The 15091-nt window shown below is 54.5% G+C and carries 13 protein-coding genes; 4 read left to right on the top strand and 9 right to left on the bottom strand.

All coding sequences use genetic code 11. The features are described from left to right. Nucleotides 1-126: 126 nt before the first annotated feature. Entirely contained in the window at nucleotides 127-1740 is a 1614-nt protein-coding gene (locus NFC81_RS11470) for a GMC family oxidoreductase N-terminal domain-containing protein (RefSeq protein WP_304994621.1), read from the top strand. Nucleotides 1741-1753: 13 nt separating this feature from the next. Here NFC81_RS11470 and NFC81_RS11465 read toward each other — a convergent pair whose 3' ends face one another. Then, nucleotides 1754-3349, bottom strand: a complete 1596-nt coding sequence (locus NFC81_RS11465; protein WP_304994620.1) for an MATE family efflux transporter — start codon at nucleotides 3347-3349, stop codon at nucleotides 1754-1756. A gap of 167 nt (nucleotides 3350-3516) precedes the next feature. On the opposite strand from NFC81_RS11465, the gene NFC81_RS11460 reads away from it, so the two are divergent. Next, nucleotides 3517-4179, top strand: a complete 663-nt coding sequence (locus tag NFC81_RS11460; RefSeq protein WP_304994619.1) for a DsbA family oxidoreductase — start codon at nucleotides 3517-3519, stop codon at nucleotides 4177-4179. A 1-nt stretch (nucleotide 4180) separates the two neighbouring features. Here the strand turns inward: NFC81_RS11460 and NFC81_RS11455 are convergent, their stop codons facing one another. Next, a complete protein-coding gene (locus tag NFC81_RS11455) occupies nucleotides 4181-5590 on the bottom strand; it encodes a sigma-54 dependent transcriptional regulator (protein ID WP_304994618.1) in 1410 nt (469 codons plus the stop codon). Beyond that, the gene (locus NFC81_RS11450) at nucleotides 5583-7043 is read right to left on the bottom strand and encodes an ATP-binding protein (RefSeq protein WP_304994617.1); all 1461 of its coding nucleotides are present in this window, start codon (nucleotides 7041-7043) and stop codon (nucleotides 5583-5585) included. The genes NFC81_RS11455 and NFC81_RS11450 overlap by 8 nt, the downstream gene beginning before the upstream one ends. Nucleotides 7044-7249: 206 nt before the next feature. Here NFC81_RS11450 and NFC81_RS11445 point away from each other — a divergent pair, with 206 nt between their 5' ends. Further along, entirely contained in the window at nucleotides 7250-7588 is a 339-nt protein-coding gene (locus NFC81_RS11445; protein WP_304994616.1) for a DUF4168 domain-containing protein, read from the top strand. 93 nt (nucleotides 7589-7681) lie between these two features. Here the strand turns inward: NFC81_RS11445 and NFC81_RS11440 are convergent, their stop codons facing one another. Further along, nucleotides 7682-8233 (bottom strand): hypothetical protein, encoded by a 552-nt coding sequence (locus tag NFC81_RS11440; RefSeq protein WP_304994615.1) that lies wholly within the window; start codon nucleotides 8231-8233, stop codon nucleotides 7682-7684. A gap of 258 nt (nucleotides 8234-8491) precedes the next feature. Between NFC81_RS11440 and NFC81_RS11435 the strand changes: the two genes are divergently transcribed. Further along, nucleotides 8492-9505: a serine hydrolase gene (locus NFC81_RS11435; RefSeq protein WP_304994614.1), complete on the top strand. Its 1014-nt coding sequence runs from the start codon at nucleotides 8492-8494 to the stop codon at nucleotides 9503-9505. On the opposite strand, the gene NFC81_RS11430 is transcribed toward NFC81_RS11435, so the two are convergent. The 5 genes from NFC81_RS11430 to NFC81_RS11410 form a co-directional block, all read right to left on the bottom strand. Next, entirely contained in the window at nucleotides 9502-10635 is a 1134-nt protein-coding gene (locus tag NFC81_RS11430) for a PQQ-dependent sugar dehydrogenase (protein WP_304994613.1), read from the bottom strand. The two genes, NFC81_RS11435 and NFC81_RS11430, sit on opposite strands and share 4 nt — an antisense overlap. After that, nucleotides 10635-11096, bottom strand: a complete 462-nt coding sequence (locus NFC81_RS11425) for a hypothetical protein (RefSeq protein WP_304994612.1) — start codon at nucleotides 11094-11096, stop codon at nucleotides 10635-10637. The genes NFC81_RS11430 and NFC81_RS11425 overlap by 1 nt, the downstream gene beginning before the upstream one ends. 222 nt (nucleotides 11097-11318) lie before the next feature. After that, nucleotides 11319-12707: a Re/Si-specific NAD(P)(+) transhydrogenase subunit beta gene (gene pntB / locus NFC81_RS11420; RefSeq protein ID WP_304994611.1), complete on the bottom strand. Its 1389-nt coding sequence runs from the start codon at nucleotides 12705-12707 to the stop codon at nucleotides 11319-11321. Nucleotides 12708-12719: 12 nt separating this feature from the next. After that, the gene (locus tag NFC81_RS11415; protein WP_304994610.1) at nucleotides 12720-14288 is read right to left on the bottom strand and encodes a Re/Si-specific NAD(P)(+) transhydrogenase subunit alpha; all 1569 of its coding nucleotides are present in this window, start codon (nucleotides 14286-14288) and stop codon (nucleotides 12720-12722) included. A gap of 285 nt (nucleotides 14289-14573) precedes the next feature. Beyond that, the gene (locus tag NFC81_RS11410) at nucleotides 14574-15014 is read right to left on the bottom strand and encodes an RDD family protein (protein WP_304994609.1); all 441 of its coding nucleotides are present in this window, start codon (nucleotides 15012-15014) and stop codon (nucleotides 14574-14576) included. Between the last annotated feature and the right edge of the window lie 77 nt (nucleotides 15015-15091).

Here is a 15091-nt window from a genome sequence, read left to right as displayed (position 1 = left end):
TTTCCTTTTAATTGTAGCAAATGAAAGAAACTGGTTGGCACAGTGTAACCCCTTAAAAATCGCGTGCTACACTGCATCGCAAAACAAGAAAGCCCGTCGCAAACAGGCAATGCAGGGTGGCAAAAAATGAACGATCCACTGAATCATTCGACTTCATCGAAACACACCGTCGATTTCTTAGTACTGGGGGGCGGCTCCTCGGGCTGCAGTCTGGTCGCTCGATTGGCGGCTGATACGGCATGGAATATTGGCCTTGTGGAGGCCGGTGGCAAAGACAGCAGCCCGGCCATGAAAGTGCCGTTTGGCGGGCTTTTTACGGTGCCCACGCCGCATTTGAACTGGCGCTATGAGACCGTGCCGCAGCCCGAGTTGCGTGGGCGACGTGGTTATCAACCGCGTGGCAAGGTACTGGGCGGCAGCAGTGCCATCAATGCCATGATTTACAGCCGCGGACAGATCGATGATTACGCCGAATGGGCAGCAGCGGCCGGCAGTGACTGGGCATGGGATTCAGTGTTACCGGTGTTCAAGCAACTTGAAGACAATAGCCGTGGCGCCAATGAATGGCATGGCAGCGGTGGGATGCTGGGGGTCAGTGACCTGCGCGACCCGCAAGAAGTCAGTCAGCACTTCGTACGTCAAGCGGTGGCCTCAGGGTACCCTGCTAATGACGACTTTAACGGGCCAACCCAGATGGGCGTTGGCTTATATCAGGTGACCCAACGCAACGGCGAACGCTGTCACGCCGCCACTTTTTTGCACGATATTCCCGAATCACGTCTCAACTTGCTGACCCGGACTTACGTCGACCGCCTATTATGGGATGGACAGCGGGTGGTGGGCGCACGCCTGGTGCGCAGGGGTAAGGCGTTTGATGTCATGGCGCGACACGGTGTTGCGGTCTGTTTAGGGGCTTTGGCGACACCTGCGCTGTTGCAGCGCTCAGGGTTTGGCCCCGGTGCGTGGTTACAGCAGGCCGGAGTGGTCGTTGAGCGCGACCTGCCAAATGTTGGCCGAGGGCTGCGCGATCATCTTGATGCGTCCTTGGTCTGGCGGGTTAAGCGGGGCGAAACCCTAGGTGTGGCGCCGTCCGTGGCGGCGCGAGTAACCGCTGGGGTATGGCCGTATTTACGCCGTCGCCGTGGCGTACTGACCACCAACTTTGCCGAAGCCGGTGGGTTTTTCAGTATCAATGGTGAAGAGCGGCCAGATGCCCAATGGCACCTGGTGGCTGGGCCATTGTTGAATCACGCGCGCCGTTGGCGCTGGGGTAAAGGCATCAGTTGTCACGTATGCTTGCTGCGCCCGGAAAGTCGTGGTGAAGTCAGGCTAGCCAACAAAGATCCGAAGGCCATGCCGTTGATCGACCCCGGTTTTCTGACCGCGCCCAGTGATCTTTCCGGCATGATAAAAGCCGTACAGCACACGTTGCCGTTGTTCAGCGCGGAAAACTGGCCCGATTACGGTATTTCACCGATGAATCTGCCGCGCTCGGACAAATCCGAAGATATTGAGGACTGGCTGCGCGACAACGCGGACACCATCTACCACCCGGTCAGCAGTTGCGCCATGGGTATGTCGGCAGACAGCCCGGTTGATCCGCAGCTACGGTTGCGTGATGTGCCGGGCGTGTGGGTAGCGGATGCATCGGTATTTCCAACCATTCCGTCTGGTAACACCAATGCCATTGCCATGATGGTTGGCTGGCGTGCCGGTGGCTGGATCGCCCAGGCCGTCTAAGACCCCGATGAAATCAGTCGGGTGCTAAAACAGTCCGATGGATGCTGCTGTGCGGCAACTGCAAGGCCGCCAAGCGTTGCTCAAAAGTCTCTAAGAGCGCGCTGGGGGCATGCAGCTCCAGTCGTACTTTGCGGTCGGGGTGGTTATTGGGGATTTCACCCAAGGCAGGCAGCAGTAAATCGAATGCCGACAATGAGCGCGCTTGGATGAGCACCGCGATCTCTGGCCCCTGCGTGTCGATGGTCAATTGCGGCCCTTTTTTGCTGCCCATTAATACGCTGTTGACCAAGAACCAGCGGACATAGATATACAGCCCTAACCCCATCAAGCAGTGCGCTACGCAGACCCCGATGAAAATACCCTTGGCACCGAATAGCCAGCTGCCCAGCAACACCAACGGTAAATTCACCATGAACAGACGACCGAGATTAATGGCCATGCTGGCCAATGGCAGATGCAGAGCGTTCAATGTTTGGGTAAACATAAAGGTAACGCCCAATAATCCATAACAGAGCGGCATTACACGCAGATAGAAAGTGGCTAACTCGATCACCTCTGGGTCGCGTGAAAAAATAGCCGCAACCCAAGGGGCCAGAATGAAAATAACGCCATACTGCAGGGCCTGAACCTTGAGCGCAAAGTGGGTGGAGTAAAGTAAGGCTTGGCGGGCGCGCGCAAAGTGTCCGGCGCCCAAGTTCTGACCAACCAGGATAGGCACCACCGAACTGATGGCCATCACCAGCACAATGAACAGCGCTTCGAGGCGAGTACCGACTCCATAGGCAGCCACGGCAGTGGTGCCATAAACAGCCAGTAAACTGACGATGAAGCCATTTATGATGGGGATCATCATCTGCGACAAGGCGGCCGGAAGACCAATGCGCAACAGGGCGCGCCAGTTACTCCACAGAACGCTCCAACTCGGTAGCGAGAAGGTGAGTAAATGCTCGCGATAGCGCAACACATAGTAGGCTGCCAGCAGCGTCACCGACCAGCTGATGGCCGTTGCCAATGCCGCGCCCTGAACGCCCAGCTCAGGAAAGGGGCCCAACCCGAAGATCAGCAGCGGGTCTAAAATGCCGTTGATCACACCGGACAGCAACATCACTAAGCTCGGTGTTTTGGTGTCGCCGGTTGCTCGAATGGCGGCATTGCCGACCATGGGTATCACCAGCAGAGGTACAGCGAGATACCAGACGCGCATATAGGCTTCAATATGAACCAATGTCTGTGCGTCAGCACCCATGCGAGTAAACAAAGGTGTGATGGTTAAGATTCCGAGCAAGGCCAATAGACTGATCAACACAGTGGACAGCAGCAGTCCGTCGGTGGTGACCCGGGCCGCGCGGCGCTGTTGACCAGAACCCAAAATGCGCCCCAGTACTGCGGCCATACCGACCGAAAAGCCCATGGCGAGACTCATTACCGCAAATGTTACCGGAAAGGTAAAGCTCACCGCTGCCAGTTCAGTAGTACCTAACAGGGAGATAAACCACGTATCGACCAAGGTAAACAACATGATACCCAGAATGCCGAGTGCCATTGGCCCCGACAGCCGTCTTATCAGCGTGCCGATGTCATCTTGCAAGACCTGTTGCTGGCGGGTCATGAAATGGTTCCGTTCAAGTGTTGCATCCAAGACTGATGGGTTAAGAAGACAGTGCAGTATAGCGGAAGTTTACCGAGCGTCGGATGAGTGACAGAAGGAAACATCTAATCGTGCTGTAAAGTCGTATAATGCCCGTAACTGATTTGGACTTTTTGGGAGCCAGTAGCATGACCGCGACTCTAAATATCAAGATAGCCTCGGACGTCGTTTGCCCTTGGTGTGCCATTGGCTACGCCCACTTGCTGCAGGCCATGCAGGAGCTCAAAGGGGAGGTGGTCGCAGATATATCTTGGCTACCCTTTGAGTTAAATCCGGATATCGTGCCGGAAGGCGAACATCTGGGTGAGCACCTCGCTAAGAAATACGGCAGCACCGCAGCGGACAGTGAAGCAAATCGTCAGCGGATTTCAGACATCGGTGAACAAGCGGGTTTCGCCTTTCACTTTTCGCCGGATATGCGAATTTACGGTACCTTTGATGCTCATCGTCTATTGCGTTGGGCATTGGATAGCGCAGGTCCGGAAAAGCAATCGGCACTGAAACAAGCGTTGTTCGCAGCCTATTTTCAGCGCAACGAAAACCCGGGTGATCCGAGTGTATTGCGCCGTGCTGCAGAGCAGGCAGGCTTGGACGGTGACGCAGCGCTGGTTGCTCTGGACTCGGATCAGTATGTCGAAGAAGTGCGCGGCGAAGAAGAGCAACTGCGGCGTATGGGGGTTAGCTCGGTGCCGACCTTTATCATCAACGACCAGTATGCCATCACGGGCGGCCAGCCCGCTGCCGTGTTCGTCAACGCCCTGCGTGAAATTGCGCAAAAACAAGCGAGCTGATTTACTCGTCTGCTGTATCGCTCGCTTCCAGCCAGCGATACAGGGTGCGCCGTCCAATGCCTAACAAGGCTGCAGCGCGCCTTTTGTTGCCCTGTACTTCATCGAGCACCATATGCACATAGCGCTGCTGCAACTCGTCGAGCGTGGGCAGCACGGGCCCTTGCAGTAGGCTCGACGCGTCGCGGTTGGGGCCATGCCGCACAGTCTCGGTGCTTGCTAGTGTTGCTGTCTGTAGCATACGGCTGGGCAAGTGCTCAGGCGTGATTTCCTGATCGCGACAGAACGCCAGGGCACGCTCTACGGCGTTCTGTAGCTCTCGTACATTGCCCGGAAACGGGTAGTCATTGATCAGCTGGCGCGCTGCCAAAGAAAATCCGTGCTGCGGTTTGTTTTGTGCAATGGTGAGCTGATTGAGAAAGCGCTGCGCCAACAGCTCGCGATCGTCACCGCGATCACGCAAGGCTGGGACATGCAGAGCGAAGGTTTCGAGGCGATAGTACAGATCTTCACGGAACGCGCCTGACTCCGCCTGCTGGCGGAGGTCGCGGTGCGTGGCAGCGATGATGCGTACATCTACCTGTTCTTCGGTGTCTTGCCCGACCGGGCGTATAGAGCCATCTTGCAAAGCACGCAACAGCTTGGCTTGCAGAGACAGGGGCATCTCGCCAATTTCATCCAATAACAGCGTACCGCCATTGGCTTCTTGCAGTAAGCCTTTACGTGCTTTACGAGCTCCGGTGAAGGCGCCAGCAGCGTGTCCAAAGAATTCACTTTCCAGCAATTCTTGCGGAATCCCTGCACAATTGACAGCCAGAAAGGGCTTGTCAGCGCGATCACTCTCCGCCACCAAGGCACGTGCCACCAACTCTTTACCGGTTCCACTTTCACCGTTGATCAAGACGGGCCCCTGAGCGCGGCCGATCACCCGGATTTGTTCGTACAGTTGCCGCATGGCAGGGCTTTGGCCAAACAAACCGTGGAACCCGGCATCTTGCGATAGTGCCCGGTAGCGGTTCAGCTCATCGTGCAGGCTGCGGTGTTGCAACACGCGTTGTACGCACAGCATGAAGTGATCGATATCTAAGGGTTTCGTCAGGAAGTCGTTAGCCCCTGCTTGAAGGGCCCTGACGGCTTGGCGCACGCTGCCAAAGGCAGTAATAACAATGATGCTGGGGCGGTCGGCACGCTCATCTGCGGTCAGGGCGTTCACCAGTTCCATGCCATTACCGTCCGGCAATCGTAAATCCGTGATGACCAGACTGGGACGATGAGAGGCCAGCCATTCATTCGCCGCTTGCAGCGTATGGCATACGGTCAACAACCACCCCTCGGTATCCAATTCGTCGCTGATCAGGCGGGCGAGCGCTTCATCGTCTTCGACCAATAGAATGGGTAAGGCTGGTTTATTCATGATGCGTACCTTGATCTGTTCGATGCACCGGCAGGGTCAGCGTAAAGCAGGCGCCACCCAATGCGCTGTCGGACACCCTGAGCTGGCCATTGTGCTCGCGCAGCACCCGCTGTGCGATGGCCAAGCCCAACCCGGTTCCATCACCGGGTTGTTTGGTGGTGAAGAACGGCTCGAATATCCGCTCGCGCTGGTCTGTTGCTATGCCTTTGCCGTTGTCTTCCACAGAGAGCTGCAGTGTGCCGTCCGTTACCGACCAGCGGATCGCGACCTGGTTGACCTCTGGTGCCTGCCAGGCATTACGCAAGAGATTGCTGAGTACCTGTTCAAGGCTCAGCGCGTCACCGTATACGGATACCTCAGGCCCGGCCTGAATTTGCGTTGCATGAAAGGCAGCGCGGTTGTGTTGCAGCGTTTGTTCCAGCCAGTCCGTCAATGCAATAGGACGATGCTGGTGGCGTGAGCTGCGGCCGTAGCTGAGCAACTGTTCAACGATGGCCGTCATGCGGCGTGTCTGTTCACGAATGTCCTCCAGCTCGGCCACATCCTGCGGGGCAGTCGTATGCCTCAAGAGACGGCGAGCCCGCCCATCCACCACCGTCAGTGGTGCGCCTAATTCGTGGGCTACACCCCCGGACAGTTGACCCAAGGCTGCAAGGGTTTCGGTTTGTCGTAGCTTTTCGGTCAGTATTTCACCAGCCTTTCTTTGTTCAGCAGCTTGTTGCTCTGCTTTTGCTATGGCGTCCAGCATGCCATTCAGGGTTGATGCCAGCTCTTGGATTTCTTGTGGCCCCACGGGCTTGGCACGATGGCTGATTTGCCCGGCACTGACTTGGCGCATGCTGGTCAGTAAGGCCTGCAAGGGCCGACCAACACTGCGTTGGTGGGTGAGCGCTAAGGTGCCAAGAATGAGCAGCGCGACGGCGGCGAAGCCGAGCCATGACCACGCCTTAAGTTGGGTCAACTCACGTTCGATGTCGGCGCGTAAGCGAGTGACCTGTAAGAGGCCGCTGGGTTGTCCAGAGGTATCGAAGAGTGGCAGGAAGAAAGAATACACATTGCGCCCGCGAATGCGTTCATACTGAGCGAATTCGCCGCGTTCGGTCAGCTGCAGCGCTTCATCTGCTTGTGCTTGAGTAGGGTTTACCGCGCCAAAACTTACCAAGCGCCCCCCGTTTTCGTCGAATAAATAAGCACCATAGACTTCGCTGATATCAAATACCGATTCAAGACTCGTCTGTAACTGGGCGAAGTCTTTACGCTCTAACGCCTGTGACACGGGGAGATGAATGGCCCGTGCAACCTGTCGTAAGTCGCGCTGTAAGCGCTGCTCGCTAAGTTCGCTGATTACGGCCAGCGCACCGGCTAGAATCAGGGCCAGTAGGGCGAGCATAGGCAGGGCAACCTGCCACAGCAGCACAGCGCGCAGGCTGGTCCAGATAGAGGGAAATGGCATCAAAATCCTACAAGCATTGTTGGCACATGCGTCAAAATGACACACTGATGTGGTTGATGTCAAATCAGGGGTGACCTGGCGTGGACGCCGAAAAATATTGATTAAGTCAATAAAAACAGTTACTTATGAGTTATCTAGCAAAGGTGGCATGGTCTGTGCGATGTCGTTAAGTGAACCCAAAGTGAAGCAACGAGAGAGGAAATCTTATGCAAAAGCTAATCGCCCTGATGTTTGCCCTGTTGATCGGTATGGGTGGCGCAGCAGCTGTGTCAGCCCAGGAAATGGATGCAGAATTTAATGAGCAGCAGCTGGAGCTCTTCGTGGAGGTACAGACTGATATTGAAGAAATTCGTAACGAATACTCTGCACGTTTGGCGACGGTTGAAGACCCCGCTGACGCTGCAGCATTGCAAGAAGAAGCCGGTCAATTGATGGTAGAAGCAGTCGAGGACATTGGTTTGGAGGTGGCGACGTACAACAACATCGCATTTGCCATTCAGAATGATCCTGAGTTGTTGGAACGCGTGCAAAACATGATGAACTAAGGTCGTTGTGTGATGCAAAAAAGGGGCTTCAAGCCCCTTTTTTTGTTTTCGGGTTACTGCTTCCTTAAACCCTTAGGTGCGGATTTATAGGTATTACTTAATAAAATGCGCCTTTCCGTCATCACCCTTGAACGGGTTATCCCAAGTGCTTTCTGCACCTTGCCATTTCGCTTCGGGATGGAATTCAGCCATTAGATTACGCACATCGTCTTCCTGATCGCGCGGCACGTCGATCATGATCAGATGCATGCCTGCCTCGATTTGGTCGTGAAAGCGCCGAATTTTATAATTTTCAAAATGAACACCCGACAGACCGCCGACCCAAGTACCAAACATCGCAAAGAATGCGGTCATGGCCATCCAGAACAGCGGGTGTACTTCCTGTCTCAGGTCACTGAAGATCAAGGTGACGCCCAGTACAATGACCAGCCCAGCCGATAAGCCCCAAATCATGCCTCGTTGCATACTGTGTACAATATCCAACCGTTGAAAGATATTGGCAGTGTGAAGGCGTCGGCGTATAACGCCATCCTCATCTTTACTGAGCACATGAAAATGCCAGTAATCAATGCCGTTCTTTTCCATCGTATGAGAAATGTTTTCAACATTGTCTAAGGACTTCGCCAAGTAGAAGAATCGTTTCATCAGCAAGCTCCGCTGTCAGTGCACCTGCTTAAAGTTTACACAACGATATCTGGGCTATAAGACTAATCGGGCGTATAGGTGGGTTTTGAAAGATGAAAACGCTATAAAAGTGGGGTTACGGGTGCTGTATTGGTGTTTTCTGTCTGCATAGTAACTTGCAGGATTGATCTAGGCAGGTAAGACTCGTTTAGCACCCGCTATGCAATCCCATAATGAGCATGCCGCTAAAGGCGTGGTTTCCAATCTAAGAGGCAACGTATGATTCGACTTAAGGTGTTGTTGGGGATCATGGCCTGCCTAGCAGTGACGACGGTCAGTGCTGAGGGTTTAAATCCGGAGTTGAAGGCACGTGCGGTGGCACAAGCTAGCCAATTTTCTCGCCTGCACTCTCTGGTTGTGGCTTACCAAGGACAGATTGAAATCTCGGAATCTTTCGGCGGCCCCGGCGTTGATCGGCCGGCGAACATCAAATCCCTGTCGAAGACGGTGTTGTCGGCGATTGTCGGTGCGGCGGTTGATCGCGATGTGGTGACCATGGAACAAACGGTGCCAGAGCTGATACCACGTCGAATTCCTTCCAATGCCAGCGTGGGTATCGATAAGATTACGCTCGAGCATTTAGTGTCGATGCGAGCAGGGCTTGAACGGACGTCAGGCGGCAATTATGGCCGCTGGGTGGTCAGCAGTGATTGGGTTGCCTTCGCTCTTAGCCGTCCTTTTGTCGACGAGCCCGGCGGACGTATGCTGTACTCTACGGGCAGTACGCACTTGGCGTCGGTTGCCTTGACTGAAACCTCCGGTCGCAGCACCTTAGCCTTGGCACGTGACTGGCTGGGCGACCCTTTGGGTATAACTGTGAATCCTTGGTTGCGCGACCCACAAGGCTTCTATTTTGGTGGTAACGACATGGTTATGTCACCCAATGACCTGCTGCGCTTTGGGGAGATGTATCGACAAGGGGGGATGTTTAACGGCCAGCGGGTGTTGTCTGAACGTTGGATCGAAGAGTCTTGGCGTGGCCGTGGTACGTCCCCGTGGAGCAACGACGATTATGGCTACGGTTGGTTCATCACCGAACTGGCGGGTGAGCGTGTTTACTATGGGCGTGGTTACGGAGGCCAGTTATTGTATGTAATTCCCAGCATGCAAATGACGGTGGTGATCACTTCTGATCCTAATCCACCGTCCCCGGGCGGGCGCTACGTGCGCGAACTGCATCGGTTCGTCGGTCAGGCGCTGATCTCCGCCGCGCAACTGGCTGCGGCTTCCTAATCCACGGGCGTTAAGCGTAGCAGTCGCCCAATGGCGCTGTCGGTTAAAACATAGAGTGCGCCATCGGGGCCGGTACGCACGTCGCGCAAGCGTTCGTCCAATTCTGTGAGCAATTTTTCTTCGGTGCGCACTTGGTCGTTTACCAAGCGCACTCGATGCAGTGCTTTGCCTGCCAGGGCAGTAATAAACAGATCGCCGCGCCACTGGGGAAAGAGATCTCCGTCATAGAGCGTCATGCCGGATGGTGCGATAGAGGGCGTCCAAGTCATGATGGGCATAGTCATACCCGGTCGTGAACGAAAAGGGGTTATCTGTGCGCCCGTATAATCAACACCGTGCGATGTGATCGGCCAGCCATAGTTGTTGCCAGCGGTGATGATGTTCAATTCATCGCCGCCGCGCGGGCCATGTTCGTGGCTGATCAAGCGTTGGCGAACGGGGTCATAGACAATCCCTTGCGGGTTGCGGTGGCCTAGAGAATAGATTTCCGGTGCTGTATCCAAGTCGTTTAAAAATGGGTTGTCGTCAGGTACTGAACCGTCTTGGTGCAGGCGGATCAGCTTGCCGAGGTGGCTGGCACGGTTCTGTGCTTGCTCGCGGTAGTCGAAGCCGTCACCGGTGGTCAGTACAAAGGTGTCATCGGGCAGGAAGGCCAAGCGACCACCATAATGTGCTGCGCCTGATTTCGCAGGCTGAGTGCGGAAAATTTCAGTCAGATCCGATAAGCTGTTTTGCTCAAAGATAGCACTGCTCAAGCACAAGCTGTTGGCGCTTGCAGTGCCGCAGGCATAGCTAAGAAATAGGCGGCGGCTGGTGCCAAAATCTGGGGCTAATACGACATCTTTCAGGCCGGCTTGACCACTGACAAAAATATCATTGGGTAAACCGGTCACGATCTGATCTACCAAGATGCCGTCGGCATTCACGATACGCAGTTGCCCAACGCGCTCGGTCACTAACATGCGACCGTCAGGCAAAAATGCCATCGACCATGGAAACTGGAAGCCTGACGTCAGAGTTTCGGTTCGAAAGTCGCCGCTGTTGTGACTTTGCGCGCCGGCCAGTGCTGTAGCTCCTGCCACCATGACGAGGAGGGTTTGGCGAGTAAATCGGGCAAAAAACCTGTGCATTATCGAAACCTCATTCCAATGTCGCTGTCCCAGCCACGTTGCTTGCGTTTGGTTAGCCGAGCATAAAGATAACCGCCCAGGGCTCCCGAGGCGCTCATTGCTGCCAAGCCTTCTAGTGTTCGGGTTGCGGCAATTAAGGTGGGCATGGGTAGCAGGCTATTGATGATCATAAACGCGGCGTAAAGTGCTGCAACGCCAGCAAGCGCATAAATGATTGCGCGTAGTGGTGTTAAAATGCTCGACAGTGCACCGGCGACCGGGAAGGCACAGAGAAAGCCAACCAGCACGAGGATGGCGAACACCGGGGTGAATCCCAAGAGGTCGTGCAGTGTCGAGTCCAGGCGCAGAGACCAAGGAATATCAACCCCTAAGCTTTCTAGCGCCGCTAAATTAAATTGTGTTTGAATCACGGCACCTATTGCCGCTGTAACGGCTACCGACAGCAAAAAACTCAGTAGCATTCGAACTAATCCCACTTTAGCCATAACCTTTGGTCCTTTGCGCATTGTTGGGCGCTTAAACGGGGCTGATTAAGGTCAATCAGGTGTCAAGATAGCACGGCTCTGCCTTATGAAACAGTAGGCAAGTTTGTGGCCCTATGGCTGCCTGATCTGCTGCACCACGCAAGAACAAAAAAGCCCGCACGGTGTTTGCACACGGCGGGCTTCTCAGGTTCATGATGGTTAGCTTAGAGAGTGGGCAATCTTTTGCACACTGTCTTTCGCGTCACCAAATAACATACGCGTATTCTCTTTATAGAACAACGGGTTCTGTACCCCAGCATAGCCGGTTGCCATGCTGCGCTTGAGTACCACGCACTGACGCGCTTTCCAAACTTCCAATACTGGCATGCCAGCAATAGGGCTGTTGGGTTTTTCGATGGCGTCTGGGTTGACGATATCGTTCGCGCCAATCACCAGTACGACATCGGTGGTGGCGAAATCTTCATTGATCTCGTCCATTTCCATCACGATGTCGTAAGGCACATTGGCTTCTGCCAGCAACACGTTCATATGGCCAGGCAGGCGACCGGCGACCGGGTGAATAGCGAAGCGAACGTTCTTGCCCTTCTTGCGCAGGACATCGGTCAGATCACTGACGGCGGTCTGTGCTGTCGCCACCGCCATACCAAAGCCAGGCACAATGATCACGCTGTCGGCGTTGTCGAGCGCCTCGGCCAGATCTTCCGCTGAGGTAGCAACCACATCGCCGTGGTCTTCATCGCCACCGGCAGTAGAGGAGTCTGTACCGAATCCTCCCATGATGACGCTGATGAACGAACGGTTCATACCTTTACACATGATATAAGACAGAATAGCCCCGCTCGAACCGACCAAAGCGCCCACGACGATCAGCAGGTCGTTCGACAGCATAAAGCCGGTCGCTGCTGCCGCCCAGCCTGAGTAGCTGTTCAGCATAGAGACGACCACGGGCATGTCTGCCCCGCCGATGGCCGCGATTAGGTGAATGCCCAGCAACAGAGCAATAACCGTCATCACGAAGATCAGCGCGGCGCTTTGCGGGTTCGGCTGTTCTGGCACCACAAGTACGAGAATGACAACGGTAATGATCAAGGCCACCAAATTCAGCCAGTGGCGGGCCGGTAAGGTCAGCGGTTTGCCGGAGATAAAGCCTTGCAGCTTGCCGAAAGCCATCAGAGAGCCGGTCAGTGTGATTGCCCCGATGAAAATACCGAGATAGATCTCCGTGTTGTGGATGATCATGTCGGCACCGGTGTAGTTAAACGCCGGGTCCAGGTAGCTGTTCCAGCCGATGAGCACGGCGGCCAAGCCGACGAAGCTGTGCAGCATGGCGACCAACTGCGGCATGGCGGTCATTTCGACCCGGCGCGCCAAGGCCAAGCCAATGATGGCGCCAATGATCATCACGGTTGCAATGATGCCGTACGCCTGCACCGAGGCGCTCATCACCGTTGCAATGATCGCAATGATCATGCCAGTGATGCCATACCAGACACCGCGTTTAGCGGTTTCTTGTGAACTCAAGCCACCGAGGCTGAGAATGAACATAACGGCGGAAAAAAGGTACGCCATTGAGATAGTGCCTATCATGAATCGCTCTCCTTATTTCCGGAACATTTTCAGCATACGGTGTGTGACGTAAAAGCCACCCGCAATGTTGATACTGGTAACAAACACGGCAATGGTTGCCATGATCGGCACGACGATGCTGCCCTCAACCGAGACTTGCAACAGCGCACCGACGATCACAATACTACTGATGGCGTTGGTCACACTCATCAGTGGTGTGTGCAGGCTGTGTTTGACGTTCCAGATCACCTGCCAACCAACAAAGATTGCCAGAATGAAGATGAAGAAGTGACCCACAAAATCGGCCGGGGCGACGGAGCCTAAACCGAGCAGCAGTGCCCCGGCAATGGCCCAGTAGATGGAAATGGTTCGGCCGGACATTGGCGTCTTCTCTTTCTTCGCCACCACGGGCTCTGCAGTAGCAGCGGGCTTCGCACCGCCGTCTTGACCACCTTTTGGCGGCGGTGGTGGCCAGGTGATTTCACCCGCGTGCACGACCGTCGCGCCGCGCTGAACCTCGTCTTCCATGTTCAGCGCGATCTCACCATTTTTCTCGGGCGTGAGATCCGCCAGTAAGTGGACGAGGTTCGTGGAATACAGTTGCGATGACTGCGCAGCCAAACGGCTCGGAAGATTGCTGTAACCAATAATGGTGACACCGTGCTTCACCACCACTTCATCCGGGGTGGTCAGTTCACAGTTGCCGCCGTTAGCGGAAGCCAAATCGACGATGACGCTACCGTCTTTCATCGATTCAACCATGTCTTTCAAGATCAATTTCGGTGCAGGCTTTCCGGGAATCAACGCCGTGGTGATGATGATGTCGACTTCTTTTGCTTGGGCCCGGAATAGAGCCATCTCCGCTTCGATAAACTCTTTGCTCATCTCTTTAGCGTAACCACCAGCGCCGGTTCCGTCTTCATTGAAGTCCAGTTCCAGAAACTCGGCCCCCATACTTTCGACTTGGTCTTTCACTGCGGGGCGCGTATCAAAGGCACGCACAATGGCACCCATAGACTTGGCCGCACCGATGGCGGCAAGCCCGGCAACGCCTGCGCCTATCACCATGACCTTGGCGGGTGGTACTTTACCGGCGGCGGTGATCTGGCCAGTAAAAAAACGACCAAAGACGTTAGCGGCCTCGACCACGGCGCGATAGCCTGCGATGTTGGCCATGGAACTCAATGCATCCATTTTTTGTGCCCGCGAAATGCGCGGCACCGCGTCGATGGCTAAGGCTGTCACACCTTGGTCAGCAAAGCGCTGTAATGTATCTGGATTTAATGCGGGCTGTAGAAAACTGACGAAGTAACTGCCTTTCTTCAGCAGAGCTGCTTCGTCGCCGTTCTTGAGGTCTGTCCGGACTTGCGGGCCATTGACCTTTAACAGGATATCGGCCCGTGAATAGACCTTCGCTGGTGTAACGATTTCCGCGCCGGCGGCTTCATAAGCTGCATCGGTGAAGTTGGCGGCGGCGCCAGCGTTGCGTTCAATGACCACAGAGTAGCCAAGCTTGATCAGTTTTGACACCGAGTCAGGTGTTGCTGCCACCCGATTCTCTTGCTTGCTGGTTTCCCTGGGGATGGCAATGGTTAAAGACATGCTTTGTTGCTCCCATGTTTATGTTATTGGAGGCTGCTGAACCTCCACAGACACTGTCCCTCGGGCCAAAAATGGCGCCTGCGCTCTAATGCCTGTGCGTTTTGACGTTGGCCAGTTGATGGCTCTTTCTTATTTCTTGAACGACCCGTGTTTCCGAGTCTGTTCAGGCAATCCGTTGCTTATTATTGTTGTAGGCGGGTCGTGCAGGGCTTTTGCTCTGCACGACTGGTTAAAAAGAACACAGTTATATTGAGTGTGTCGGTTGAAGTCAAAGCATAATAATTGTTATGGATTACTAATTTTTGTGACAGATTGTGTCTGTGTGTTGGATAGGATTTCGGGCAACGTGCGGCCTGAAGAGTCTAAGAATGACCATAGATAGCCTAAGCCGAAAAATCCGAAAGTTAGGATGCCGACCAAAAATCGGGACAGGATCTGGCGAAAGGTTAATTGGCTGCCATCAGTGCTGACAGCTCTTAATCTCCATGCTTTCATGCCGATGGTCTGACCTGCGCGACGCCAGCTGATGTACACATAGCCGAAGATAATGAGACAAAGATACAGTCGAAACAATAGGTTACCGGGCTCTACGACGTCGGTCCCCAAGATGAGCATCTGCGCACCAAGATATAAAAAGCCAGCAACAATGATCAAGCCGAGCATGACCATAAGGTCGTAAAAGAAGGCGGCCAAGCGACGTAACTGCAAAACAAGCGTAGTTTTCATTTGGGATATCATGGTATTGACGGGTTATTTTCAACGCAATTAATGAGTCGATAGTGCCTCACTCTTCGGGGTCTGTA

Origin of the sequence: Salinispirillum sp. LH 10-3-1 (assembly GCF_030643825.1) — a bacterium.
Taxonomy (GTDB): Bacteria; Pseudomonadota; Gammaproteobacteria; order Pseudomonadales; family Natronospirillaceae; genus Salinispirillum.
Note: the sequence above shows the minus strand (reverse complement) of the source record. Positions and strands in the feature narration are given on the sequence as shown.

What these genes read in the sequence shown, in the direction of transcription:
- NFC81_RS11470 (WP_304994621.1), top strand. Translation starts at nt 127, where the DNA reads ATGAACGATCCACTGAATCATTCGACTTCATCGAAACACACCGTCGAT.
- NFC81_RS11465 (WP_304994620.1), bottom strand. Translation starts at nt 3,349, where the DNA reads ATGACCCGCCAGCAACAGGTCTTGCAAGATGACATCGGCACGCTGATA.
- NFC81_RS11460 (WP_304994619.1), top strand. Translation starts at nt 3,517, where the DNA reads ATGACCGCGACTCTAAATATCAAGATAGCCTCGGACGTCGTTTGCCCT.
- NFC81_RS11455 (WP_304994618.1), bottom strand. Translation starts at nt 5,590, where the DNA reads ATGAATAAACCAGCCTTACCCATTCTATTGGTCGAAGACGATGAAGCG.
- NFC81_RS11450 (WP_304994617.1), bottom strand. Translation starts at nt 7,043, where the DNA reads ATGCCATTTCCCTCTATCTGGACCAGCCTGCGCGCTGTGCTGCTGTGG.
- NFC81_RS11445 (WP_304994616.1), top strand. Translation starts at nt 7,250, where the DNA reads ATGCAAAAGCTAATCGCCCTGATGTTTGCCCTGTTGATCGGTATGGGT.
- NFC81_RS11440 (WP_304994615.1), bottom strand. Translation starts at nt 8,233, where the DNA reads ATGAAACGATTCTTCTACTTGGCGAAGTCCTTAGACAATGTTGAAAAC.
- NFC81_RS11435 (WP_304994614.1), top strand. Translation starts at nt 8,492, where the DNA reads ATGATTCGACTTAAGGTGTTGTTGGGGATCATGGCCTGCCTAGCAGTG.
- NFC81_RS11430 (WP_304994613.1), bottom strand. Translation starts at nt 10,635, where the DNA reads ATGCACAGGTTTTTTGCCCGATTTACTCGCCAAACCCTCCTCGTCATG.
- NFC81_RS11425 (WP_304994612.1), bottom strand. Translation starts at nt 11,096, where the DNA reads ATGCTACTGAGTTTTTTGCTGTCGGTAGCCGTTACAGCGGCAATAGGT.
- pntB (WP_304994611.1), bottom strand. Translation starts at nt 12,707, where the DNA reads ATGATAGGCACTATCTCAATGGCGTACCTTTTTTCCGCCGTTATGTTC.
- NFC81_RS11415 (WP_304994610.1), bottom strand. Translation starts at nt 14,288, where the DNA reads ATGTCTTTAACCATTGCCATCCCCAGGGAAACCAGCAAGCAAGAGAAT.
- NFC81_RS11410 (WP_304994609.1), bottom strand. Translation starts at nt 15,014, where the DNA reads ATGAAAACTACGCTTGTTTTGCAGTTACGTCGCTTGGCCGCCTTCTTT.